The organism is Streptomyces sp. NRRL S-118 (assembly GCF_000716335.1).
Taxonomy (GTDB): Bacteria; Actinomycetota; Actinomycetes; order Streptomycetales; family Streptomycetaceae; genus Streptomyces.
In genome coordinates this window covers 403,005-426,893 of record NZ_KL591003.1, presented here as the reverse complement: position 1 = coordinate 426,893, position 23,889 = coordinate 403,005, and the positions used below count along the sequence as shown (strand labels likewise).

20 protein-coding genes and 1 pseudogene are annotated in these 23,889 nt (G+C 73.4%); 7 read left to right on the top strand and 14 right to left on the bottom strand.

The features are described from left to right. Positions 1–4: 4 nt before the first annotated feature. The 3 genes from IH00_RS0108595 to IH00_RS0108585 all read right to left on the bottom strand — a co-directional run bounded on the left by IH00_RS0108595 (position 5) and on the right by IH00_RS0108585 (position 4,676). Entirely contained in the window at positions 5–613 is a 609-nt protein-coding gene (locus tag IH00_RS0108595) for a response regulator transcription factor (RefSeq protein ID WP_031071295.1), read from the bottom strand. 162 nt (positions 614–775) lie between these two features. Beyond that, positions 776–3,712 carry a LuxR family transcriptional regulator gene (locus tag IH00_RS0108590; RefSeq protein WP_031071293.1) on the bottom strand — a complete coding sequence of 979 codons (2,937 nt, stop codon included), beginning with the start codon at positions 3,710–3,712 and terminating at the stop codon, positions 776–778. A 145-nt stretch (positions 3,713–3,857) separates the two neighbouring features. Continuing rightward, complete coding sequence (locus IH00_RS0108585; protein ID WP_031071291.1) at positions 3,858–4,676, bottom strand: bis(hydroxyethyl) terephthalate hydrolase; 819 nt, start codon at positions 4,674–4,676, stop codon at positions 3,858–3,860. Between the two features lie 224 nt (positions 4,677–4,900). On the opposite strand from IH00_RS0108585, the gene IH00_RS0108580 reads away from it, so the two are divergent. Continuing rightward, positions 4,901–5,383, top strand: a complete 483-nt coding sequence (locus IH00_RS0108580) for a DUF6098 family protein (RefSeq protein WP_052411273.1) — start codon at positions 4,901–4,903, stop codon at positions 5,381–5,383. 152 nt (positions 5,384–5,535) lie between these two features. After that, positions 5,536–5,747, top strand: a pseudogene (locus IH00_RS43925) (amino acid permease); the annotation flags it as partial. 132 nt (positions 5,748–5,879) lie between these two features. Here the strand turns inward: IH00_RS43925 and IH00_RS43285 are convergent. From IH00_RS43285 to IH00_RS0108555, 5 genes are all read right to left on the bottom strand, one after another. Continuing rightward, complete coding sequence (locus IH00_RS43285; protein ID WP_039946542.1) at positions 5,880–6,038, bottom strand: hypothetical protein; 159 nt, start codon at positions 6,036–6,038, stop codon at positions 5,880–5,882. Between the two features lie 100 nt (positions 6,039–6,138). Beyond that, positions 6,139–7,092, bottom strand: coding sequence for a cytochrome c oxidase assembly protein (locus tag IH00_RS0108570; protein WP_031071286.1), 954 nt, complete (start codon positions 7,090–7,092; stop codon positions 6,139–6,141). 105 nt (positions 7,093–7,197) lie between these two features. Continuing rightward, complete coding sequence (locus IH00_RS0108565; RefSeq protein WP_031071284.1) at positions 7,198–8,223, bottom strand: 6-phosphofructokinase; 1,026 nt, start codon at positions 8,221–8,223, stop codon at positions 7,198–7,200. A 147-nt stretch (positions 8,224–8,370) separates the two neighbouring features. Beyond that, the gene (locus IH00_RS0108560) at positions 8,371–9,099 is read right to left on the bottom strand and encodes a type 1 glutamine amidotransferase (protein WP_031071283.1); all 729 of its coding nucleotides are present in this window, start codon (positions 9,097–9,099) and stop codon (positions 8,371–8,373) included. A gap of 19 nt (positions 9,100–9,118) precedes the next feature. Continuing rightward, positions 9,119–10,357 (bottom strand): Mur ligase family protein, encoded by a 1,239-nt coding sequence (locus IH00_RS0108555; RefSeq protein WP_031071281.1) that lies wholly within the window; start codon positions 10,355–10,357, stop codon positions 9,119–9,121. A 125-nt stretch (positions 10,358–10,482) separates the two neighbouring features. On the opposite strand from IH00_RS0108555, the gene def reads away from it, so the two are divergent. Then, entirely contained in the window at positions 10,483–11,028 is a 546-nt protein-coding gene (gene def / locus IH00_RS0108550; protein ID WP_031071279.1) for a peptide deformylase, read from the top strand. Between the two features lie 191 nt (positions 11,029–11,219). Here the strand turns inward: def and IH00_RS0108545 are convergent, their stop codons facing one another. Continuing rightward, positions 11,220–11,867, bottom strand: coding sequence for a TetR/AcrR family transcriptional regulator (locus IH00_RS0108545; protein WP_031071277.1), 648 nt, complete (start codon positions 11,865–11,867; stop codon positions 11,220–11,222). Between the two features lie 135 nt (positions 11,868–12,002). On the opposite strand from IH00_RS0108545, the gene IH00_RS0108540 reads away from it, so the two are divergent. Further along, complete coding sequence (locus IH00_RS0108540; RefSeq protein WP_031071275.1) at positions 12,003–13,229, top strand: acyl-CoA dehydrogenase family protein; 1,227 nt, start codon at positions 12,003–12,005, stop codon at positions 13,227–13,229. 62 nt (positions 13,230–13,291) lie between these two features. On the opposite strand, the gene IH00_RS0108535 is transcribed toward IH00_RS0108540, so the two are convergent. From IH00_RS0108535 to IH00_RS0108515, 5 genes are all read right to left on the bottom strand, one after another. Next, positions 13,292–14,158: a carbohydrate ABC transporter permease gene (locus tag IH00_RS0108535; RefSeq protein ID WP_052411272.1), complete on the bottom strand. Its 867-nt coding sequence runs from the start codon at positions 14,156–14,158 to the stop codon at positions 13,292–13,294. After that, the gene (locus tag IH00_RS0108530; protein ID WP_031071272.1) at positions 14,155–15,522 is read right to left on the bottom strand and encodes an ABC transporter permease subunit; all 1,368 of its coding nucleotides are present in this window, start codon (positions 15,520–15,522) and stop codon (positions 14,155–14,157) included. The genes IH00_RS0108535 and IH00_RS0108530 overlap by 4 nt, the downstream gene beginning before the upstream one ends. A 10-nt stretch (positions 15,523–15,532) precedes the next feature. Then, positions 15,533–16,852 carry an ABC transporter substrate-binding protein gene (locus IH00_RS0108525; RefSeq protein WP_420710865.1) on the bottom strand — a complete coding sequence of 440 codons (1,320 nt, stop codon included), beginning with the start codon at positions 16,850–16,852 and terminating at the stop codon, positions 15,533–15,535. A gap of 11 nt (positions 16,853–16,863) precedes the next feature. Further along, complete coding sequence (locus IH00_RS0108520) at positions 16,864–18,528, bottom strand: glycoside hydrolase family 13 protein (RefSeq protein ID WP_031071267.1); 1,665 nt, start codon at positions 18,526–18,528, stop codon at positions 16,864–16,866. Positions 18,529–18,758: 230 nt separating this feature from the next. Continuing rightward, positions 18,759–20,030 carry an ABC transporter substrate-binding protein gene (locus IH00_RS0108515; protein ID WP_031071266.1) on the bottom strand — a complete coding sequence of 424 codons (1,272 nt, stop codon included), beginning with the start codon at positions 20,028–20,030 and terminating at the stop codon, positions 18,759–18,761. 122 nt (positions 20,031–20,152) lie between these two features. On the opposite strand from IH00_RS0108515, the gene IH00_RS0108510 reads away from it, so the two are divergent. Genes IH00_RS0108510 through IH00_RS0108500 form a run of 3 tightly spaced genes read left to right on the top strand, consistent with a single transcriptional unit; the run spans position 20,153 to position 23,760 of the window. Then, positions 20,153–20,668, top strand: coding sequence for a PadR family transcriptional regulator (locus tag IH00_RS0108510; protein ID WP_031071264.1), 516 nt, complete (start codon positions 20,153–20,155; stop codon positions 20,666–20,668). Further along, a complete protein-coding gene (locus IH00_RS0108505) occupies positions 20,665–21,426 on the top strand; it encodes an ABC transporter ATP-binding protein (RefSeq protein WP_031071262.1) in 762 nt (253 codons plus the stop codon). The genes IH00_RS0108510 and IH00_RS0108505 overlap by 4 nt, the downstream gene beginning before the upstream one ends. Positions 21,427–21,432: 6 nt before the next feature. Continuing rightward, a complete protein-coding gene (locus tag IH00_RS0108500) occupies positions 21,433–23,760 on the top strand; it encodes an FtsX-like permease family protein (RefSeq protein WP_031071261.1) in 2,328 nt (775 codons plus the stop codon). Positions 23,761–23,889: the final 129 nt, after the last annotated feature.

Here is a 23,889-nt window from a genome sequence, read left to right as displayed (position 1 = left end):
GCGCTCACACCCATCCCGCGCCCTGCGTGATTCGGATGGCGTCGATGCGGTTGCGCGCCCCCACCTTGCGCGTCGCCGAGGCCATGTAGTTGCGCACCGTGCCGTTGGACAGGTGCAGCCCGCGAGCTATCTCGGCGATCGACTCCCCCTCGGCCGCACGGGCCAGCACGCTCAGTTCCCGGGCGGTCAGCGGCATCCGGGACGCCTCGAGAAAGCCGAAGGCGAGCGATTCGTCGACGAACCGCTCGCCTTCCGCGACCTTCCGGATGGCCCGCACCAGGCGTCCTGGCGAGGCATCCTTGTCCACGTACCCCAGCGCCCGCGCCTCGAAGGCCTTGCGCAGCGCCCCCGGCCTCCCCGCCGAGGCGAGCACCAGCAGTCCGATGTGCGAGCCCAGTGCCGTCCCGCCCCCGGCCTCCCCGCCCTCCAGCATCGTCGTGGTGCCGGGACAGTCGAGGTCGACCACGCACACGTCCGGCCGTAACGACTCCGCCTGCCGCTGCGCGGTGCGCCAGCCGGAGGCGGCCACGTCGAACGACTCCTCCGACCTGAGCAGCGCCGTCAGCGCCGACCTCAACAGCCCGACGCTGTGCAGCACAAGGACCTTGGTCATGTGATTCCCCTCCCGGTGATCGCCCGGCCGCTGCCCGGGCGCTCGCATGCCACACATGCGACTGCCCCCAACCGCGGCACAGGAACATCCCGGTGCGGCGTACGGGGCGCACGGAAGAACCGTCCGGGCGCCCCTTGCGCCACCGTGCGCGGGCGTGCGCCCTTACTCGTGTGCGACGGCGCTGTTCCGGTCGGCTGCGAGGGCCTCGTCGGCCCTCTCCGCCCGGTCCATCAGCCGGGACAGCTCCACCCGCGACCGCACCTGAAGCAGCGCGAAGACGTTGCGCAGATGGTGGTCGACGGTGCGCGGGCTGATCGACAGCCGGGCCGCGACCTCGCGGTTGGTGGCGCCCTCGGCGACACAGCGCGCGATCCGCAGCTGCTGCGGCGTCAGCCCGGGGAGCAGCGCGACCGGTTCGCGGCGCGGCCCGGACGCCTCCCCGGTGGCGCGCAGTTCGGCCCGGGACTGCTCGGCCCAGGGGCGCGCGCCGGAGCGTTCGAAGGCGACCAGCGCGTCCCGCAGCCGGCCGCGGGCCTCCAGCGGCCGTCGCCGGCGGCGCAGCCACTTGCCGTAAAGCAGCAGGGTCCGGCCCCGCTCGAAGTCGCCTCCCGCCTCCTCGTGCCGGTCCAGCGCCTCCGCGTACAGCGCCTCCGCCTCCGCGGGCCCGGCCAGCAGCGCACGGCACCGGGCGAGCTGCGCGGGCGCCTGCGGATCGACACCCTGCGCCGCCCACACGGCGAACGCGTCGGCCGCCGCCCGCGCGTCGTCGTCCTGCCCGGCCGGCACGGCCGCCTCGACGAAGCACGGCACGGCGAGCATGCGGACGCCGAAGTGGCCGCACCGTGGACCCGGCCGCACCAGCGGGCGGAGACGCGCGGCGGCGTCGTCCGCCCGGCCGCGCCCCAGATCGGCGCGGGCGGCCGCCCACTCCGCCAGCGTGGCGGCCTGCGCGAGACCGTACGGGCGCGCGACGGCCAGGGCCTGCGCGACGTGCCCGCCCACGGCCCCGGCGTCCCCCTCCACCGAGGCCACCAGCGCGAGGATGGCGTGCTGGTGGGCCACCGCGTTGCGCAGGCCGGCCCGGAGCGCCCGCCCCAGTCCTTCCTGGGCGTGCGCCCGGGCCCGCGCGTGCCGTCCCGCCCGCAGCTCCGCGTACGCCAGGTGCTCCAGCACCCGGGGCAGCAGCCCGGTCAGCTCCCGTGTCCGGGTGAGCGCCAGGGCCCGCGCGTGGATGCGGCACGCGGCCGCGCTGTCGCCGAGCACGAGCGCGGCGCCGCCGGCCCGCAGCAGCCACACCGGATCGTCGTCGTCCGCGCCCCGCGCCAGCACTCTGCGCAGCGGCCCCCGCGCCTCGTCCAGACGCACACCGAGGGCCGCGCGCAACCCCGTCCGGTAGTCATGGGCCAGTGCGGGCTCGCCCGGGAGGCGGTCGCCGGCCAGGGCGGCGAGGCAGGCCGGCACGTCGCCCATCGCCCAGGCCGCGTCGGCCATGAGGAACCGTGCCGCCAGGGCCCGTTCCGGGTCGTACGGGGCGAGCGCCGCGGCCGCCACCTGGAGCGCCGCGTGGGCGTCACCGACGGGCCCGTCGTCCAGGGCGAGCGTGCCACGTACGAGCTCGGCCCGTCCCCGTACGGCCGCGTCCGCGGCCCGCCGCCCGGCGGCGAGCAGCTCCCGCGCCCGGCGCGGCCGCCCCGCCAGCCCGGCGAACTCCGCGGCGGCCGTCGACCGGGCCGCGCGCACGCCCTCGTCGGCGGTCAGCTCCGCGGCGCGGGCCAGCGCCACCGACCGCTCCAGCGGTCCCGCGACCACGGGCCCCGCCCCGGCGGCGTCCTCCCGCGGACCGGGCCGGCCGCCCCCGCCCGGCGCACCGGTGGCGACGGACCGGGCCGACGCCGCCCGGGCCGGACCGGCGGCGCGGACGGCGGCCTCCTTGCCCGGCAGGCCGGCCCCGGCCCGTGCACCGGGCGCCCCGGACGAGCGCCCCGCCCCCGCCGCGGCCGCCAGCTCGTCGGCGAGGCGCGCGTCCGTGCCCTCCGCGGCGGCGGCCCGGTGCAGCAGCCGCGACAGCGTGTGGCGCTCACCCGGCAGGACGGAGGCCAGCAGTGCGTGCGCCGCGCGGCGCCGGGACAGTGTGGCGTGCGCCAGCACCGCCCGGCGGAGCAGCGGGCCGGCGAACCGGACGAGCTGTCCCGTCTCCCCGGCCACCCTGACCACACCCGCCGCCTCGGCCGCGTCCAGCGCCTCCGGGCCGATGCCGGCCGCTCTGGCGGCCCGGAGCACCACGGCCGTCTCCGCACCGGCGGCCGACGGCTCCGCCTCCTGCGCGGCCGCCGCGAGCAGCAGCACCTGCCCGGTGTCCGGCGCCAGCCCCTCCAGGTGGCCGCCGAACGTGCGCAGCAGGACACCGCGGTCGGCGAGCGGCCGGGGCAGCGGCTCCCGCCCGGCCAGCTGCGCCGGTGTCAGCCGGGCGACGACCGCCACGACCACGGCGGGGTTGCCCCCGGCCTCGTACAGGATCTCGTCCCGGACCGCCGGATCGGCCGCGCCACCGGTCAGCTCGGCCACCAGCGCGGCCGCCGCGCGGTCGCCGAGCGGGCCCGGGCGCAGGACGGGCAGCCCCGCGAAGTCCGGCTCGTGTTCCCGTTGTCCGGCCACCGACAGCAGCAGCCCGGCGGTGCGGGGCGACTGCGGCCGCCGCGCCGTGAAGCCGAGCTCCGCCCGAGACCGGGCGTCCCACAGGTGCGCGTCGTCCACGCACACCAGCAGCGGCCCGGCGCCGGGGGGCCCGGCGTCGCGCAGCAGCTCCAGCAGACCGCCCGGTTCCAGCCCCGAGCGCAGTACGCCGGCGGCGCCCCGGCCCCCCGCGGCGCACAGCAGTGCGTGTACCCCGCTGTACGGCAGGCCGCGCTCCGCCGGCACGGCCCTCGTATACACGGCGCGGCCGCCCGTGAAGTCCGCGGCGGCCCGCCGGAGCAGGGCCGTGCGGCCCAGTCCCGGCTCCGCGGCGACCAGCAGCGCGCCTCCGCGGCCGGATCGCAGCCCGTCCAACAGGGCTGCCACGGCTTCGAGTTCAGCGCTCCGGCCGTATATCCCGGTCATACCGGTCACGTTACTTCGGCGTGAACAACGCGGAAAGCGGCGTTGGGCGCGTGCCCAACGCCGCGGCCGCAACTCTGTGCCGCGGCACCGGTCCCGGGTCCGCGGACGGACCGCGAGCCGTCCCGGCGGCCCGCGGGGAGGGGCGTCAGGAGGTGTGCGGGCAGTTGCCCCGGTACTCCTCGATGGCGAGGCTCGGGCGAGGCAGCGGGCAGAGGAACTGCTCGTAGCGGGCGTCGTTGTCGATGAACCGCTTGAGCCAGGAAATGCTGTACTTCGCGATGGTCGTGTCGGAGGTGTTCGGCGTGAAGTGGTCCGCCCCGTTCAGCTCCAGGTACGCCTTGTCGAGCGTGGCGGGCAGGCTCTGGTAGAACGGCTCGGAGTGCGTGGCCACCGGCGCGATGGAGTCGCCGTCGGCGCCGATGAGCAGCGTGGGCGTCTTGATCTCCGGCCACGTCTTGTCGGTGTTCCAGCCGGTGAGGGGTATCGCGGCCTGGAGGGAGGGCCGGCTCCTGGCCGCCTCCAGCGAGCCGCCGCCGCCCATGGAGTGGCCCATCACGCCCAGCCGCGTGCTGTCGATGCGGCTCCGCACGGAGCTGCGCTGGGTGAGGTAGTCCAGTGCGGCCAGGAGCTGGCGGCCGCGGCTGTCGGGCTGGTCCAGGGTGGTGTTGGTGTCGATGGTGAAGACCACGAAGCCCTGGGAGGCGAGTCTGGGCCCGTACCAGGCGATGGAGGACTGGGTGCCGGTGAAGCCGGGGGAGATCGCCACGGCTCCGAAGGTGCCGTCGGCGGTGGTGGTCGGGTAGTGGATGGTGCCGCCGCCGAAGCCGGTCACGCTCAACGACGAGACCGTGGTCTGGGACACCGCGTAGGGCCCGCGCACGGCTTCGATGCTGGCGGTGGTGGGGGCGGGGCCGCGCTCGTAGGGGTTGTCCGCGGCCTGCGCGGCATTGGGGGTCATGGTCATGCCAATGCAGGCCGCGGCGAGGAGCGCCGCCAAGGTGTGTCGCTGCACGACTGAGTCGTCCTCTCGGTCGTGGCGGCGCGGCCCCGGATGCTCCGGGCGTCACCGCCGTGTTCACTGGCGGTGCCACTGTCGCGGCGCTCACGGCGCACGGGCATCGGTGGAATCACCGGTCGTCACGTGGGGTACGCGGCGGACGTCCGGTACGACAAGGAGCGTGACCCCCCATGGACGAGACCGCACCGGTGCCGCCCGAGCGCAGGACGGCCCCCGACGGCGTGACCGAGCTGCCCACCGTCAGCAGCCTCGCGGAGCTGGGCGACCTGGTGGAACACCACGGGCCGCTCTACATCCGCTGGTCCCGCAGCCCGGCCGACGACGAGCGGGACACGCACAGCGCGGACCACCTCACGGGGATCACCATGCCCGGCCTCTCGGCGAACCCCCTCCAGGTGGAGAAGTGGTGGGGCGACCGCCCGGTGCGGCTGTGGGTCGCCAGACGCCTCTACGACTACTGCCACCTGCGCGAGGAGCGGGACGGCGACGTACGCCCCTGGACCCTGCGCGGCCGGGAAGTGGCCCGCGGCCCGGACAACGAACCGCTGCTCCGTGACATCGAGCCGGTCTGCTGGATCGACCTCGCCGTGATCGAGGAGGCCGAGGAGGAGGTGGCCCGCCAGCGCCGCCCCTGGGGCCCGATGCGCCGCTGATCCCGCCGGCCGGGCCACGGCCGGGAGCGGGCGTGCCCTGCGGGCGGTGTGACCCCGGGCGGCCGCGGGGGTGACCGGAGGCGTCACCAGGGGAAGGGGGGACGGGACCTACGGTCCGCGTAACGGCCGGACTCCGGGAAAGACCGGGTCGCATGTGCACCGCGAACGATCACGGGCAACCGCTCCGGCCCGCCCTCACCACGCGGCTGCTCTACTTCTTCCTCCTCGGCGACGTCCTCGGAGCGGGCGTCCACGTCCTGATCGGCCAGGTCGCGGCCGACTCGGGCGGCGCCGTCCGGGTGCCCCCTGACCGTCGCGCCCTCCCCTGGCGCTGCTCACGGCGGCGTCGTACGCCGAGCTCGCCCCCGCCCCCGCCGCCGCCGCACCGGAGCCCGACGCCGGCACGGACGCGCCGCACTCCGCCGTGTGGGACCCGGTGGCACGGCGAGCCACGGCAGAGCACGGCGGCGCGGCGGCCGACGGGAATGCCGCGACCTCAGGAGTCGCGCGTCGCGGCCATGCCGAGCGTGAGCAGGCCGAGCACCACCCACCCGAACCAGAGCCAGCCGTTGCTGCCCAGCGCAACCGTGTACGCCGTCGTCAGCACCAGCGCGCCGACGGTGAGCACACTCATCGTCTTCGTGGAACCGGACATGCGCGTCCTCCTCCCGGCCCCGGCCGCAAGGCCGCCGGGCCGTAGGACCATGGTCACCCCGCGGGTGCCCCGGGCGCTACCGCCTGTGCGGTCCTGTGCGCTACTGTCCGCGCGCCTGCAGCGACGCCAGGTAGGCGTTGTAGGCGGCGAGCTCCTTGTCGCCGTCCCGGTCGGCGGCCCGGTCCTTGCGCACCGCCTGCCGCTGCTCGGACCGGTACCACTGGTACACCAGCGCGATCAGCACCAGGACGGAGGGGATCTCGCTGAACGCCCACGCGATGCCGCCCGCGGCGTTCTGGTCGCCCAGCGCGTCGATGCCGAGGGAGGCCGGCGGGTTCGCGTACGCCTTCACCATCGGTTCCGATGCCATCATCAGCGCGATCCCGAAGAAGGCGTGGAACGGCATGCCCGCGAAGAGCTCCAGCATCCGCATCACGTAGCCGGGGCGGTGCGGGCCCGGGTCCACGCCCATGATCGGCCAGAAGAAGACCAGGCCGACCGCGAGGAAGTGGACCATCATCGCGATGTGCCCCGGCTTGGAGCCCATGAGGAAGTCGAACAGCGGCGTGAAGTACAGCGCGTACAGGCTCGCGATGAACAGCGGGATGGTGAACACCGGGTGCGTGACGATCCGCATGTAACGGCTGTGCAGCAGCGCGAGCAGCAGTTCCCGCGGGCCCTTGCTGCCGCGCCGCGAGGCCACCGGCAGCGCCCGCAGAGCCAGGGTGACAGGGGCGCCCAGGAGCAGCAGGATCGGCGACAGCATGCTGATCACCATGTGCTGCACCATGTGCACGCTGAACATGACCATGCCGTAGTCGTTCAGCTTGGTGCACATCACGAGTGCCACGGTCAGCACGCCGACGGTGAAGAACACGATCCGTCCCACCGGCCAGGCGTCACCGCGCCTGCGCAGCCGGACCACGCCCCAGGCGTACAGCGCGAGCGCCAGCAGACAGCCGACCAGGAAGAACGGCTCCGGTGAGAACGCCAGCCCCCTCCCCAGCGTGAACGGCGGCAGGTCCATCGTCATGCCGTGCCCGCTGTGATCCATCCGCCGGCTCCTGATTCGTGCTGGTTGTCCGCTTGCCGGTCCAGACTAGAGCCGCCCCCGGTCGCGGCTGCGACCGGGGGCGGCTCATTCACGGCACAACAGACATCAAAGGACGGTCTCGGCCTCGTCGTACCGCTCCGAGGGCACCGTCTTCAGCGTCTCCACGGCCTGCGCCAGCGGCACCATCACGATGTCGGTGCCGCGCAGCGCCGTCAGCATCCCGAATTCGCCCCGGTGCGCCGCCTCCACCGCGTGCCAGCCGAAGCGGGTGGCCAGCACCCGGTCGTACGCGGTGGGCGTGCCGCCCCGCTGGACGTGGCCGAGGATCACCGCACGCGCCTCCTTGCCGAGGCGCTGCTCCAGCTCGCCGGCGAGCTGCTGGGCCACACCGGCGAACCGCTCGTGGCCGTAGATGTCCTTGCCGCCCTCGTCGAAGGCCATGGTGCCCTCGCGCGGCTTGGCGCCTTCGGCGGCCACCACGATCGCGAACCGCTTGCCCGCGCGGAAGCGCTCGCCGACCCGGGCCGTGAGCTCCTCGATGTCGAAGGGGCGCTCGGGGACGACGATCGCGTGCGCACCGGCCGCCATGCCCGAGTGCAGCGCGATCCAGCCGGTGTGCCGGCCCATGACCTCGACGATCAGCACCCGCTGGTGCGATTCGGCGGTGGTCTTCAGCCGGTCCAGGGCCTCGGTGGCGACCCCGACGGCCGTGTCGAAGCCGAAGGTCACGTCGGTCGACGCGATGTCGTTGTCGATCGTCTTCGGGACGCCGACGATCGGCAGCCCCGCCTCGGAGAGCAGGTTCGCCGCCTTCAGCGTCCCCTCGCCGCCGATCGGGATGATCGCGTCGAGGCCCAGTTCGGCGACGTACCCCCTGGCGCGCTCGACGCCGTCCACGAGATGGGCCGGCTGCACGCGGGAGGACCCGAGGATCGTGCCGCCGCGGGCCAGGATGCCCGCCACCGCGTCCAGGTCGAGCTTGCGGTAATCGCACTCCAGGAGGCCCTTCCAGCCGTCGTGGAAGCCGATGACCTCGTCGCCGTGGTCGACGACGGCACGGTGCACGACGGAGCGGATGACGGCGTTCAGACCGGGGCAGTCGCCGCCGGAGGTGAGCACACCAATGCGCATAGCCCGAGATACCTTTGCAACGTGGGCCGACTCCCGGACCACGTCGTCCGGTTGGATCCCCGCCACCCTACCGGCGTCGGGTGACGGGGCCGAACCGAGCGTCCGACTACTGGACGGTATTCGGAGAATCCGACAATGTGCGCGGCATCAGGCGGGCTGACTGGCCGCCGCGATCCGCTCCGCGCGCAGCGCCTCGTACCACCGGTCGTCGGTCGGGGGCAGTGCGTTCACATCCAGGGCCAGCTTCAGCAGCAGGTCCGCGATCTGCGGATTGCGCGCCATGACCGGTCCGTGCATGTACGTCCCGAAAACGGTCTCGTTGTACGCGCCTTCGGTGCCGTCCCCGGTGCCGTTGCCGTTGCCGAAGACGGTCCGGGCGAACGGGCGGGCGGTCGGGCCCAGGTGCGTGATGCCCTGGTGGTTCTCGAAGCCGGTCAGCTGGGGCAGGCCCAGGGCCGGGTCGATGTCCGCCAGCACGTCACCGACGCACCGGGCGCCCTCGCCGCGCGTGGAGATCACGTCGATCAGGCCGAGGCCCGGCTCGCGCTCGCCGAGGTCGTTGATGAACTCGTGGCCCAGGATCTGGTAGCCGGCGCACACCGAGAAGATGATCGCGCCGTTGCCGGCGGCGCGGTTCAGCCCGCCGTCGCGGCGCAGCCGCTCGGCCGCCAGTCGCTGCGGCCGGTCCTCACCGCCGCCGATGAGGTAGATGTCGCCGGACGTCGGGACCGGCTGGTCGCTGCGCACGTCCACCCGCTGCACGTCCAGACCGCGCTGCCGGGCGCGGCGCTCCACCACGAGGGCGTTGCCCTGGTCTCCGTACGTACTGAGCAGGTCCGGGTAGACCCACACCAGACGCAGACTGCTGTCGCTCATGCTCTTGTCCTTCACGGGCTCAGTTGCCGACGCGGCGGCGTACGTCCTGGAACGCGGTGTAGTTGGCGATCAGCTCGATCCGTCCGGGCGGGGACAGCTGGACCGCCTCGTCGAGCGTGTCGCTCACCCGGAAGTCCAGGCCCGCCACCTCCAGGCGCACGGCCAGGTCGAGGCGGCGGTCGCCGATGACGACGATCGGGTGCCCGGCCAGCCGGGTGTAGTCCACGTCCCACAGCCACGACGTGTCCGTGCCGTCCGCACCGCGGGCGTTGACGGAGAGGATCACCGGCGTGGGCGGCGGGTCGATCAGCGAAAACGTTTCGAGCCAGCCCGCGGGGTTCTTCGCCAGCAGCAGCCGCAGCTCACGGCCGAGGAACGAGACCACGTCGTACCGGCCGGCCACCGCCTGTACCTGGTACATCCGCTCCAGCGCGACCTGCGGCGGTACGCCGAACACGGCCGCGACCGCGGCGGAGGTGGTGGCGTTCGCCTTGTTGGCGCGTCCCGGGAGCTGGAGGTGGATCGGCCAGGCCGAGCCGTGCGGGTCCAGCACGTGGTCGCCGCTGAGCGCCCAGCTCGGGGCGGGGCGGCGGAAGCCGCACTCGCCGCAGAACCAGTCGTCGCCGGGGCGCTGCATCACGCCACCGCAGGCGGGGCAGGACCAGGCGTCGTCCTTCCACTCCTGACCGGCCGCCACCCAGACGACGTTGGCGGAGGACGACGCGGCCCACACCACCAGCGGGTCGTCGGCGTTGGCGATGACGACGGCCTTGGACCCGGACAGGCCCTCGCGCCACTTCTCGGCCAGCATCCGCGTCTCGGCGGCCCGGTCGAGCTGATCGCGCGAGAGGTTGAGCAGCGCGATCGCCTTGGGCTCGACGTCGCGCGCGACACCGGCCAGGTACTTCTCGTCGACCTCGATGACGCCGTACTTCGCGTCCGAGCCGCCCGCGAGAGCCGAGGTGATGCCCGCGGGCATGTTCGCGCCGAGCGCGTTCGAGACGACCGGGCCACTGGCCCGCAGCGCCTCGGCGATCAGCCGGGTGGTGGTGGTCTTGCCGTTGGTCGCCGACACCAGGACCACGTCCAGGTGCTGCGCCAGCCGTCCCAGCAGGTCGGGGTCGAGCTTGAGCGCCACCCGGCCGCCGATCACCGATCCGCTGCCGCGTCCCGCCGCGCGAGACACCGCCGCTGCGGCCTTGCCTGCCGTCACGGCCAGCTTGGCTCGCGGCGACAGCGGCTCCGAGTTGCCTGCCATCGTCCTTGTTCCTCCTAGCGTGGGTCCGGGCTCAGCCTATCGAGATCCGGACGAGGGCCCGAACCCCGCCACCTGCTGAAACGGTCGGGTGACGGCGCAACCGGTACGGAACGTACGCTGACGCCATGCGAAACCGCCCGATCCCCGGCAGTTCCGGCCGCGTCCGCACCATGACGCTGCTCGGCGAACCGGTGCTCCACACGCCCTGCGAGCCCGTCACCGACTTCGGCCCGTCCCTGGCCCGGCTGATCGAGGACATGTTCGCGACGATGTACGCGGCGCAGGGCGTCGGTCTCGCGGCGAACCAGATCGGTGTCGGTCTGCGGGTGTTCGTTCATGACTGCCCCGACGACGAGGACGTCCGGCACCTGGGCCACGTCGTCAACCCCAGGCTGGTGGAGGCGGACGGGGTCACGGTGCGCGGGGCCGAGGGCTGCCTCTCCCTGCCGGGCCTGGAAGCCGGCACGGAGCGCTTCGACCATGCGGTGGTGGAGGGCGTGGACATGCTGGGCGCTCCGGTGCGCGTGGAAGGGACGGGGTTCTTCGCGCGGTGCCTGCAGCACGAGTGCGACCACCTGGAGGGCCTGGTCTACCCCGACCGCCTCACCGGCTGGCGCCGCGCGAAGACCCTGCGGGCGGCGCGCCGGGCGTCCTGGGCGCGGGACCGCTGACGCCCCGCCGGACCCGGACGAGGCACCGGCCGGTGCTCCGGCCTCCCGTACCGGGTCCGTCCTCCGGCGCCGGGTCCGCCTTGTTCCGGCGCCGCGTCCCGGCCTCCGTGCCGGACGTGCCCCGGGGGTCCCGCCGGTCGGGGCGGGCTCGCGGCTCCGGCCCGGCCGGCGAACACTCCTGGATCGTGTCCCTAGAACCCCGCGCCGCCCGCGCGGTCGTCGACCTGTTCCAGCCGGCCCCACAGCAGGTCGGCCAGCCCGCGTACCAACTCCGCCCGGGTGCACGGGCGTTCGCCGAGCCACCAGTCGCCGGCCGCGTGCATCATCCCGACGATGCCGTGCCCCCACACCCGGGCCATCACCTCACTGGCGGGCCCGAGGTCGACGCGCTCGGCGATGACCTGCGCGAGCTCCTCGCCCATCCGGCGCAGCACGGGCGCCGAGTGCCGGCCTATGTCGAAGCCCTGCTCCGACTGGTGGCCGGCGTCCTCCGAGGGGTGCATCAGGAAGCGGTACACCTGCGGCCGCGCCTCGATCGCGGCGAGGTAGGTGTCGAGCGTGGCCTCGACCCGCTGGCGCCGCTCGGCCGGTGCGTCCAGCGCGGTGCGCAGCGCGGCCAGCAGGGCGTCGGTGTGACGCTTGGCGAGGGCCCGGTACAGGCCGCCCTTGTCGCCGAAATGGCGGTACAGGATCGGCTTGGTGATGCCGGCCTCCGCGGCGATGGCGTTCATCGACGCCTGGGGTCCGTCGCGGAGCACCACGCGGTCGGCGGCCTCCAGCAGCTCGCGTCGCCGCTGGTCGGCGGACCTCTGCTGATCGGTCCGGTGTGTGGTGTCCATAGCGTGTCTCCCCGCCCGTGCGAATTCCGTGACGCCTGCGCAACGTAACACCCGCCCTCCGCCCGCTGCTGGTTGACAGCGGCTACTTGCCGGTAACAGACTGCGGTTACCGCAAGTAACACGCCGGGAGGAACCATGGCCGAGTTCACGCTCGATCTCAATGACGACCAGAAGCAGGTCCGTGACTGGCTGCACGGCTTCGCCGAGGACGTCATGCGGCCGGCCGCCGCCGAGTGGGACGAGCGCGAGGAGACCCCCTGGCCGATCATCCAGGAAGCCGCCAAGCTCGGCATCTACTCCCTCGACTTCTACGCCCAGCAGTTCTTCGACCCCACCGGTCTCGGCATCCCGATGGCCATGGAGGAGCTGTTCTGGGGCGACGCCGGCATCGCGCTGTCCATCGTGGGCACCGGCCTCGCGGCCGTCGGAGTCCTCGCCAACGGCACCGAGGAGCAGATCGGCACCTGGATCCCGCAGATGTACGGGGACACCGACGACGTCAAGGTCGCCGCCTTCTGCTCCTCCGAGCCCGACGCCGGCTCGGACGTCGCCTCCATGCGTACCCGCGCGGTCTACGACGAGGCCAAGGACGAGTGGGTCCTCAACGGCACGAAGACCTGGGCCACCAACGGCGGCATCGCCAACGTCCACGTCGTCGTCGCGGCCGTCGACCCCGGCCTCGGCTCCAAGGGGCACGCGTCCTTCATCGTGCCGCCGGGCACCCCGGGCCTCTCGCAGGGCCAGAAGTTCAAGAAGCACGGCATCCGCGCCTCCCACACCGCCGAGGTCGTCCTGGAGGACGTCCGGGTCCCCGGCTCCTGCCTGCTCGGCGGCAAGGAGAAGCTGGACGAGCGGCTCGCCCGGGCCCGCGAGAAGGCCGGGAAGGACGGCGAGCGCGTGAAGAACGCCGCCATGGCCACCTTCGAGGCCTCCCGCCCGGCCGTCGGCGCGATGGCGGTGGGCACCGCCCGCGCCGCGTACGAAGTGGCCCTCGACTACGCGAAGACCCGCCGGCAGTTCGGCCGCCCGATCATCGACAACCAGGGCATCGCCTTCCAGCTCGCCGACATGCGCACCCGGATCGACGCCGCCCGCCTGCTCGTGTGGCGCGCCTCCTGGATGGCCACCACCGGCAAGCCGTTCACCTCGGCCGAGGGCTCCATGTCCAAGCTGTACGCCAGCGAGGTCGCCAGGACGGTCACCGCCCAGGCCATCCAGATCCTCGGCGGCAACGGCTTCACCCGCGAGTACCCGGTCGAGCGCATGCACCGCGACGCCGCGATCTACACCATCTTCGAGGGCACGAGCGAGATCCAGCGCCTGGTCATCGCCCGCACCCTGTCGGGCATGCCGATCCGCTGACGCGGACCGGCGGGGCGCCCCTTCCCGGTGGGGAAGCGGGCGCCCCGCCCGTAGCCGTGGCCTCACTTGACCGATCCCGCCATCACCCCCTGCACGAAGTGCCGCTGGAAGGCGAAGAAGACCACCACCGGCACCACCAGCGAGAGGAAGGCGCCCGGCGCCAGGACGTCGATGTTGCTGCCGAACTGGCGCACCTGCGACTGGAGTTCCACCGTCAGCGGCTGCGACGAGGTGTCGGCGAAGAGCAGCGCCACCAGCATGTCGTTCCACACCCACAGGAACTGGAAGATCGCCAGGCTCGCGATGGCGGGCCGGCCCACCGGCAGCACCAGCTGCGTGAAGATCCGCCACTCGCCGCCGCCGTCCATGCGGGCGGCCTCCAGCATCTCCCGCGGGATGTCGGCGAAGTAGTTGCGCAGCAGGAACACCGCGAACGGCAGACCGTACGCGACGTGGAACAGCACCACGCCCGGAATCGTGCCGAACAGCCCCAGCTGCCCGAAGAGCTTCGCCACCGGCAGCAGGCCCACCTGGACCGGCACCACGAGCAGCGCCACCACCAGCAGGAAGATCCAGTCACGGCCGGGGAACTCCAGCCAGGCGAAGGCGTACCCGGCGAGCGCCGCGATGACGACGACCAGCACGGTCGTCGGCACCGAGATCAGCACCGTGTTCCAGAACGCCCGGGTGATGCCCGCGTTGCCCAGCAGCGCCGCGTAGTTGTCGAAGGACAGCTGCCCCGGGTCGGTCAGCGCCGTCCACCAGCCGCTCGCCGCGCTGTCCTGCGCCGAGCGCAGTGACGACAGCAGCAGTCCCGCGACCGGGGTGACCCAGATCAGACCGACGACGGCCAGGAACGCCTGCACCACTCCGTTGCCCAGCCAGCGGCGCAGCCGCCCGCCGCCCGGCGTCGATACGGTCGCGCTCATGACTGACTCCTGCGGAAACGGCGGACGTTGAACACCATGGCCGGGATCACCAGCAGCAGGAGCAGCACGCCCAGCGCACTGCCGAGCCCCTGGTTGTTGCCGCCGCCGAAGGACACCAGCCACATCTGGGTGGCCAGCACGGTGGCGTCCTCCTGCACCGGACCGGGCGCGATGATGTAGATGAGGTCGAAGACCTTCATCACGTTGATGACGAGGGTGACGAAGACGACGGTCAGCACCGGAGCCAGCAGGGGCACGGTGATCCGGCGGAAGACCTGCCACTCGTTCGCGCCGTCCATCCGCGCCGCCTCCAGGCAGTCGCGCGGCAGCGACGACAGACCGGCGCCGATCAGCACCATGGCGAACCCCGTCCAGATCCACAGGTACGCACCGATGATCGCCGGGGTGACGAGGGCCGGACCGAGCCACGACACACCTTCGTACGGCGGCGCGAAGTTCTTCGCGGGCAGCCGGACCGTGTACGCGCCCGGGTCCAGGCCGGCGAAGCGGAACGAGCCGTCGGCCGCCGTGGTCGCGGTGGCGACCGCCGTGCCGTCCCGGACCGCCTCGACCGTCAGGCCCGGCAGTCCGCGCTCGGCGTCGTCGATCACGCCCGGCCGCCCCCCGCCACCCGGAGTGAAGTCCAGGTACACGGCCCCGCGCACCTCGCCCGGGCCCGGGGCCCCGCCCGCGGACGCCGGCTCGGCGTCCGCGGGAAGTTCCTTGGGCGGTACGCCGACGAGGCCGAGCGAGACCGACTGCCCCGGGGACACCGTCCCGGTGGTGCCGTACGAGCCGTCCGGAGCCTTGTCGAGGCCCTGGTCGTCGCGCGGCCGGGCCGCCGGGTAGGACGACGAGTCCTCGAACACGTCGTGCACACCGACCACGGCCGCGTTGAGCACGCCCTTGTCGGGGTCCTCCTCGTAGGCCAGCCGGAAGATGATCCCGGCGGCCAGGAAGGAGACGGCCATCGGCATGAACAGCAGCAGCTTGAACGCGGTGGCCCAGCGGACCTTCTCCACCAGGACGGCCAGGATCAGGCCGAGCCCGGTGAGCAGCGTCGGTGCGACGACGACCCAGATGGCGCTGTTGCGGATGGCCGTGAGCGTGGCCGGGTCGCGGAACATCTCCGCGTAGTTGCCCCCGCCGACGAACCGGGTCCCGGTCGCGTCGAAGAAGCTGCGGCCGACGGAGAACAGCACCGGGTACACCACCAGCGCGCCGAGCAGCAGCAGCGCGGGCAGGACGAACGCCACGGCGATGATCCGGCGTCGGCGCCGGGCCCGCAGCCGCGGGTTGCCGGCCGGCCCGCCGGGCGGGGCGTCGGCCCGCGGCTGCGGGGGAGGAGCGGTGAGTGTGGTCATGGCGTCCGCCTCAGCTCTTGTACGCCTTGGCGGCGGCGGCTTCGAGCTGCGCCGCCGTGGCGGCCGGGTTCGACGGGTCGCGCAGGAAGTCCTGCAGCAGCTTCCACTCACCCGTGCCCTTGGTGCCGCCGAAGGCCGCGGGGGCCTGGTCCGACATGTCGAAGCGCACCGAGTCGCCCGCGTCGATCAGCGACTTGGCGGCCTCGCGCAGGGTGACGTCACCGTACGCGGCGAGGTCGACGTTCTCGTTGGGGGACAGGAAGCCGCCGGCCTCCGCCCACACGGCCGCCGCCTCCGGCGTCGCCAGGAACTCCAGGAAGGCCATCGCGGCCTTCGGGTTCTTGCCGTCCTTCAGCACGACGGCCGCGTCACCGCCGCTGACCACCGGCTCCTTGCCGCCCGCGACCGCGGGGAAGGGGAAGAAGCGGGCGTCCTCACCGATCTTCTTGCCGAACTGGTCCTTGGCTATCCCGGCGACGAAGTCGCCCTCGTACACCATCCCGGCCTCCGGGTCGGGGCCGAAGACCTTCTCGACGGAGGCGGGGAAGTCCGTGGACAGCGCGCCCTTCTGGCCCCCGGCGATCAGCTTCTTGTCGGAGAACAGCGAGCCGAGCGTGGTCAGGGCCTTGACGACCGTCGGGTCCGTCCACTTGATCTTGTGCTGGGCGAGCTGGTCGTACTTCTCCGGGCCGGCCTGGGAGAGGTAGATGTTCTCGAACCAGTCGGTGAGCGTCCAGCCGTCCTCACCGGCGACCGCGAAGGCCGGCAGGCCCGAGTCGGAGACGGCCTGGGCGGTCTTCAGCATCTCGTCGTACGTGGCCGGCGGCTTGACGCCCGCCTGCTCGAACGCTTCCGGGCTGTACCACACGGTCGACTTGTGGGCCGCCTTGAAGTACAGGCCGTAGAGCTTGCCGTCGACGGAGCCGTAGTCCTTCCAGACCGGCGCGTAGTTCGTGTCGACGGACTTCTCGGCGCTCTTCGACAGCGGCGTGAGCCAGTTCTTCCGGGCGAACTGCTGGAGGACGCCGACCTGGGGGACCATCACCACGTCCGGGGCGTTGCCGCCCTCGATCTTGCTGCCGACGACCGTGGAGACGTTGTCACCGGTCGAGACGAACTGCGTCTTGGCGCCGGTCTTCTCGGTGAAGGCGTCCAGCACCTTCTGGAAGTTCTTCTGCTCGGCGCCGGACCACACGCCCGCCACGTTGAGGGTCTGCCCGCTGAGCTCCTTGCTCCCGCCGCCCGCGCTCACGGGGTCGCCGCCGCAGGCGGTGGCGCCGAGCGCGAGGGTGAGGGCCGAGCAGCAGGCCAGGGCGGTCCGACGGAGCATCGGTCGTCGCGTCATCTCTGGGTTCCCTTCGGGGAGGAGGTGAGGTCGTCACTGATCCACCAGGCGGCGGTGGATCCGGGCAGGACGCCGTCCGGGCATATCCCGCTGGACAGCAGGGGGGCGCCGGTGACCGGGGCGGGCACCGGAGCGGTGGAGAAGTTCACGGCGCAGACGAGTCCGTCGCCGCGCACGAAGCCGAGGACGCCCGGCGGGGTGTCCAGCCAGCGCAGGGTGCCTTCGCCCAGCTGCGGCAGGCTGCTCCGCAGCTGCAGGCCCTCGCGGTACAGGTGCCAGAACGAGCGGGTGTCGGCCAGCGCCCGCTCGGTGGCGTGCTCGGCGAACCAGCCGGGCTGCGGCAGCCACGGGCGTGCGCTTTCCGCCCCCGTGCTGAAGCCGAACGGCGAGGCGTGGCCCGACCAGGGCAGCGGCACACGGCAGCCGTCGCGGATCCGGGCGCGACTGCCGGTGCGCCGGAAGATCGGGTCGGTGAGCACCTCGTCCGGCAGGTCCACGACCTCCGGCAGGCCCAGCTCCTCGCCCTGGTAGATGTACGCGGCACCCGGCAGCGCCAGCATCAGCAGCGCGGCGGCCCGGGCCCGGGCGGCGCCCAGGCCGCTGCCCTCGGTGCCGGAGTCCCCGTACCGGGTGACGCTGCGGATCTGGTCGTGGTTGTTGAGCACCCAGGTGACGGTTGAGCCGGTGCCGGCGATGTCGCGGATGGCCTCGTCGATGACCTTGCGGAAGGCGTCGGCGTCCCAGGGCGCGCTGAGCAGGTCGAAGAAGAACGCCTGGTGCAGTTCGTCCGGGCGCACGTACTTGGCGTGCTCGCGGGCGGTCGGCACCGACACCTCGCCGACGAGCAGGCGCTCGCGGCCGTCGCGGGCCGTGTACTCCTCGCACACCGCGCGCCAGGCCCGCCACACGTCGTGGACCTCGGGCTGGTTCCAGGCGAGCGGGTTGACCGAGTCGCGGGTGCGGGCGTCGGCCTCGGGGTCGGGGGAGTCGGGCAGCTCGGGGTGCTTGAAGAGCCCGGCGGCCACGTCGATGCGGAAACCGTCGACCCCGCGGTCCAGCCAGAACCGCAGCACCTGGTCGAAGTGGGCGGGAACCTCCGGGTTGCGCCAGTTCAGGTCCGGCTGCTCGGGCGTGAACATGTGCAGGTACCACTGCCCGGGCGTGCCGTCCGCCTCGACGACCCGGCTCCAGGCGGGGCCGCCGAACATGGCGTGCCAGTTGTTGGGCGGCACGTCGCCGTCCGGGCCGCGGCCCTCGGCGAAGTGGAAGCGGGCGCGGGCCTCGCTGCCGGGGCCGGAGGCGAGCGCCTCGCGGAACCAGGCGTGCTCGCTGGAGCAGTGGTTGGGGACGATGTCCAGGAGCACCTTGATGCCGAGGCGGTGCGCGGCGGCGACCAGCCGCTCGAACTCGTCGAGGTCGCCGAAGACCGGGTCCACGTCGCAGTAGTCCGCGACGTCGTATCCGTGGTCGTGCTGCGGCGACGGGTAGAACGGGCTCAGCCAGATGCCGTCGACACCGAGCTTCTTCAGGTACGGCAGGCCGGCCCGGACCCCGGCGAGGTCGCCGATCCCGTCACCGGTGCTGTCCAGGAAGCTGCGGACGTACACCTGGTAGATCACCGCGTCGCGCCACCAGTGGCGGCTGCTGAGGGCTGTGAGCATCACCCGTTGACCTGTTTCTTCGTGAAGGGGTGCACGCCACCCAGAGCGGGTAGCGGTTATGCATGCATGTTAAGTAGCGATGACGAGAGGGTGTCAATGAATGTGCAGCAACGAAATGGGTGGCGGGGGTTCATGTCCTGGTTTGACCCGGCTTTTGAGGCGGGTCGGCCCGGATGCTGATACCTAACAGGTATGTATTGAGCCCTGGTGGAGAGAGCGGCGGCGCGAGCTCAGCGGCGGCGGGCGATCGCCGCGAGCTCGGCGGCCAGCCGGCGCACCGCCGCCTCGGGCGTCTGGTGCTGCGCCATCACGTCGTGTGCCACGGCCTGCACGGCCAGGCTCACCTGCTCGTAGTGCGGGCTCTTCGGGCGCGGCTCCGCCGCGAGCACGCTGGCCCGCAGCGTGGGCAGGTACGGGAACGCGCGCACCAGCGCGGGATCCGTGTACAGCGCAGCCCGCACGGGCGGCAACGCGCCTTCGGTCAGGACCCGGCGCTGCACCTGTTCGCTCGTGAGGTACGCGATCAGGTCGCGCGCCGACCTGGGGTGGCGCGCATGGGTGCTGACGGCCAGGTTCGAGCCGCCCAGCACGCTCGTCCCGGGCCCGTCCGGGCCCGGCAGCGGCACGGCGCCGAACTTCCCCGCGACGGCGGACCCGGGGCCGGAGGCGCCGGCGTACGCGTACGGCCAGTTGCGCAGGAAGAGCAGCCGGCCGTCCTGGAACGCCTGGCGCGACTCCTCCTCCTTGAAGGTCAGGGCCTCGCGCGGGATCCAGCCGTCACGGACGCCCCGGGCCAGGAAGCCCAGGCCGGAGCGGGCGGCGGCGGAGTCCACCGTCACCCGCTCGCCGTCGTCGCCCAGGATCGTGCCGCCCGCCGAGTACACGGCCTCCGCGGCGTTCACCGTCAGACCCTCGTACGGCAGGAACTGCCCCGCGTAGCCCGCCAGCCCGTGGCGGGGGGCGATCGTCCGCGCCTGCCGCTCCAGCTCGGCCCAGGTGCGCGGGGGGCGCTCGCCCTCGCCGTCGAGGACGTCCTTGCGGTAGAAGAGCATCCCCGCGTTGGTGACGTACGGGACCGCGTGCAGCCTCCCGTCGTACGTCGCCGTGTCCACCACGGGCGGCAGGAAGCTCCGCAGCGGGAAGCGGTCGCGCTCCAGCGGCGCGATCCAGCCCGCCGCCGCGAACTCCGAGGTCCACGCGACATCGATGTTGAGGACGTCGAAGCGGCCCCCGCCCGACTTCAGATCGGTGATCATCTGCGCGCGGGTCTCGTCCGCCGAATCCGGCAGCTCCACGAGGCTGACCCGCTCGCCGGGGTGCGTGCGGTTCCATCCCTCCAGCACGGGCCCCAGGTAACCGGTGAGGTCAGCGGCGGTGGCCAGCGTCATGGGCCCGCGCCCGTCGTCACGCCCGCCGTCCCCCGGCCCGGCCGAGGCGGCGTGACCGCACAGGACGACCGCCAGTACCAGGAGACCCCTACCGGCGGCGCGTATCCACCGCATAGGTTCCTCCCTGAGCACCACCGCCGTACACCTTCGTCCGGCATCAGGGCATGTATACCCGTTAGGCATGGGCGATACTAGAGCCCACATCACATTGGAGCACGCGGAGGAGGACAGCACGGGTGCGCCTTCCCCTCCTCGCGCTGCTGGCCCGGGGCCCCGCCCATGGCTACGAGCTCAAGCAGGACCTTGAGCAGCTGCTGGGCTCCGCGTACCCTCCCACCAATGTCGGCCAGATCTACGTCACGCTCGGCCGGCTCGAGAAGTCCGGGCTGATCGAGGGCGAGGAGATCGCCCAGGAGAGCCGGCCCAACAAGAAGATCTACCGCCTCACCGACGCCGGGCAGGAAGCGCTGCGCGCCTGGTTCGAGGAGACGGCGGACGAACCCCGGGTCCGGGACGAGTTCTTCATGAAGCTCGCCCTGGCACCCCGGACCGGTCTCGCCGACCAGATCGCCCTCATCAACAGACAGCGCCGCGAGTACCTCAACACCATGCGCAACCTGTCCAAGCTGGCCGCCACCGAAGACCGGGACAACCGCATAGCCCACCTGCTGATCGAGGGCGCCATGCTGCACCTGCAGGCCGACCTCGACTGGCTGGAACGCTGCCAGGAGGAACTGGAGGAGCTGCAATGACGGACGCCGCCCCCATACCCCTGCTGCGCGCCGAGGGACTCGTCAAGACCCACCACGGCGAGGGCGCGCCCGCGCACGCCGTACGCGGCGTCGACCTGACCGTCCGGCGCGGCGAGTTCGTCGCCGTCACCGGCCCCTCCGGCGCCGGCAAGTCCACGCTGCTGCACCTCCTCGGCGGGCTCCACCGTCCCGACAGCGGATCCCTGTGGCTCGACGGCGAGTGCACGGACGGCTACAGCGAGGCCCGCTGGGCCGTGGAGCGGCGCCGGCGCATCGGCATCGTCTTCCAGTTCTTCAACCTCGTGTCGAACCTGACGGTCGCCGACAACATCGAGCTGCCCGCCCTGCTCGCCGGCCGCACCGCCCGCCAGGCCCGCGCCGAGCGCGAGAAGCTGCTGGCCGAGCTGGGCCTGGAGGGCAAGGAGCGCAGCATGCCCGGCGAACTCTCCGGCGGCCAGCAGCAGCGCGTGGCCCTCGCCCGGGCGCTGGTCAACCAGCCCCGGCTGCTGCTCGCCGACGAACCGGCCGGCAGCCTCGACAGCAAGGGCACCCGCGAGGTGATGCGACTGCTGACCCGCTTCCACCAGCGCGGCCAGACCATCGTCCTCGTCACGCACGACGCACGGCTCGCCAGCGCCGCGGACCGCGTGATCAGCTTCTTCGACGGCCGCATCGCCGACGACGCCGAACTCGGCGGCGCCCCCTCGCGCGGCCGCGGCCTGTCCGGCGTGCTCGAACTGAACGAACTGAAGGACTGACCGGCCGTGCGGGCGATGCTGCGCTGGGCGCACGCCGATCTGCGGACGCACCGCGGCGAGGCGCTCTTCATGGTCGCCGCGACCGCCGGGATCGTCGCCTCGCTGCTGCTGGCGACGGCGCTCTTCGGCTACGCCACCAACCCCTGGCAGCGGATCTTCGCGCAGTCACGCGGCGCGCACGTCGTGATCCACACCGGGCCGTCGGCCGAGACGTCCCGGCTCGCCGCCCTCGACGGTGTCGACACCGTCACCGGCCCGTACCGCACCGCCACCACCACCCTCGCCTCGCGCGGCGCCCGCGCCGGCGTCGAGCTGCGCGCCGCCGGCGCCCAGCCCCCCGCGACCGGCCGTCCGCTCCTGGCCGCGGGACGGTGGCTCGACCCGGCCGTCCCCGACGGCGTCGTCCTCGAAACGGGCCTGGCTCGCGCCCTGTGGGCGGAACCGGGCGACCGCCTGACCCTGCCGGCCGGCACCGCCGCCGCGCGCCCGCAATCCGACGGGCCGGCGCCCCGCACCCTCACCGTGCTCGGCGTCGCCGACTCCGCCGAGCCGCGCTACCGGCCCGGTGAGCGGCCCGGCACCGTATGGGCCCTGCCGGGCACCGTACCCGGCGACCGCACCGGCGGGCAGGTCGTGGGACTGCGGCTGCACGACCCCGACGACACCGGCTACGCGGTGCAGCGCGCCGTGACCGCGCTCGGCGCGGGCGCCGTCACGGACGTCAGCACCTGGCAGCAGGCCCGGGCCGAGGCGCAGGGCGACACCCGGCTGCTCGGCCAGGTCCTCGGCCTGTTCGGCCTCGGTGCGCTCATCGCCGCCGCGCTCGCCGTGTTCGGAGCCATCAGCACCCGCGTCCGCGGCCATCTGCGGGACATCTCCGTCCTCAAGGCCATCGGCTTCACCCCCGGGCAGGTCGTGCGGGTGTTCCTCGTCCAGCACCTGGCCTTCGCGGCGCTCGGCGCGGCCCTCGCGACCGTGCTCACCCAGACGCTCGGCAGCCGTCTGCCCGGCCGGCTCGGCGACGCGGTCGCGGTCTGGCAGGGCCTGCCGGGGCACGCCGCGGCGCTGCTCGCGGTCCCCGTGGCGGCCGTGCTGTTCATCGGGGCGGCGACGTGCCTGGCCGCCTGGCGGGCGGGGCGCGTGGAGCCCGTACCGGTCCTGCCCGCGGGCGTGGCCCCCGGTGGGGGGCTGTCGCGGGCCGCCCGCTCGGCGCTCGGGCTGCGTGTACCGCCCGCGCTCGTCCTCGGCTGGCACCGGGCCTTCGGACGGGGGCGCCGCGCCCCCGCCACCATCGTCCGCCTCGCCCTGCCGCTGCTGCTGATCACGGTGGCGCTCGGCGCGTGGACCACCATCGAGCGCTTCGACAGCCGCCCCGAGCAGCTGGGCCTCGCCGCCGCGCTCACCGCCCGCCCCGACGCCGCCCTGACCGACCGCGAGGCGACCGCGCTGCTGAAGGCCGACCGGCGCGTCACGGCGGCTCACCCGGGCCTGGAGGTCGCGGCCCTCGTCCCCGGCCAGACCGGCACGATCGCGCTGCGCGGCCTCGGCACCCGCGAGGAGCCCTACCCGTACTCGATCGCGGAGGGCCGCCCGGCCACCGGCCCCGACGAGGCCGTGGCCGGACAGGGCCTGCTCGACCTCCTCGGCGTACGCGTCGGCGACTGGGTACGTGTCACGGTCGGCGGCCACCCCCAGGTGCTGCACCTGGTGGGCCGCAGCATCGAGCCGGAGAACGGCGGCCGGGTCATCTCCACCTCGCTCGACACCCTTCGCGAGAACGATCCCGCCCTGCGCCCCACCCTCTACCAGCTCCAGCTCGCCCCGGGCGCCGACCCGCGCGCGGTCCGCACCGGACTCGCCGAGGCATCGGCGGGCGGGCTGGAGATCCACGAGGTCAGCAACCCGGCCGACCGGCTCTCCGCACTGCGCGGGGTCGTCGCCGGACTGATCGGCGTCCTCGCCCTCATCGGGCTCACGGAACTGTCCACCGCCATCGGCGGCAGCCTGCGCGAGGGCGAACGCGACCTGCTCGCCCTCAAGGCGATCGGATTGTCGCCGCGCCAGATCACGGCCGTCACCGTGACGGCCATCGGATGCACCGCCCTCGCCGCCGCCTCCGTCGCGACGGCCGTCGGCGTGCCGTTCGCCCACTGGCTCATCGACCGCGAGGCCCACGCCACCGGCATCGGCGCGGGCATCGCCCACGCCCCGCCCCTGGGGCAGCTCGCGCTGCTGGCCGCGGCCGCCGTGCTCGGGGCGATCGCCCTGACGGCCCTGCCCGCGGCCCGCGCGGCCCGGCACCGCCTCGCGGACACCCTCAGCGCGGTCGCGTGAGCATCCTCCCGGTGCCGTACTGAAGGACGGACCCCTGAGGAGAGGGGAGCCATGCACCCTTCCTCATGGACCGCACGCCGCGGTCGGGGCCGGACCGGCGCCGTCGTCGCCTCGCCGGCGGCCGCCGTG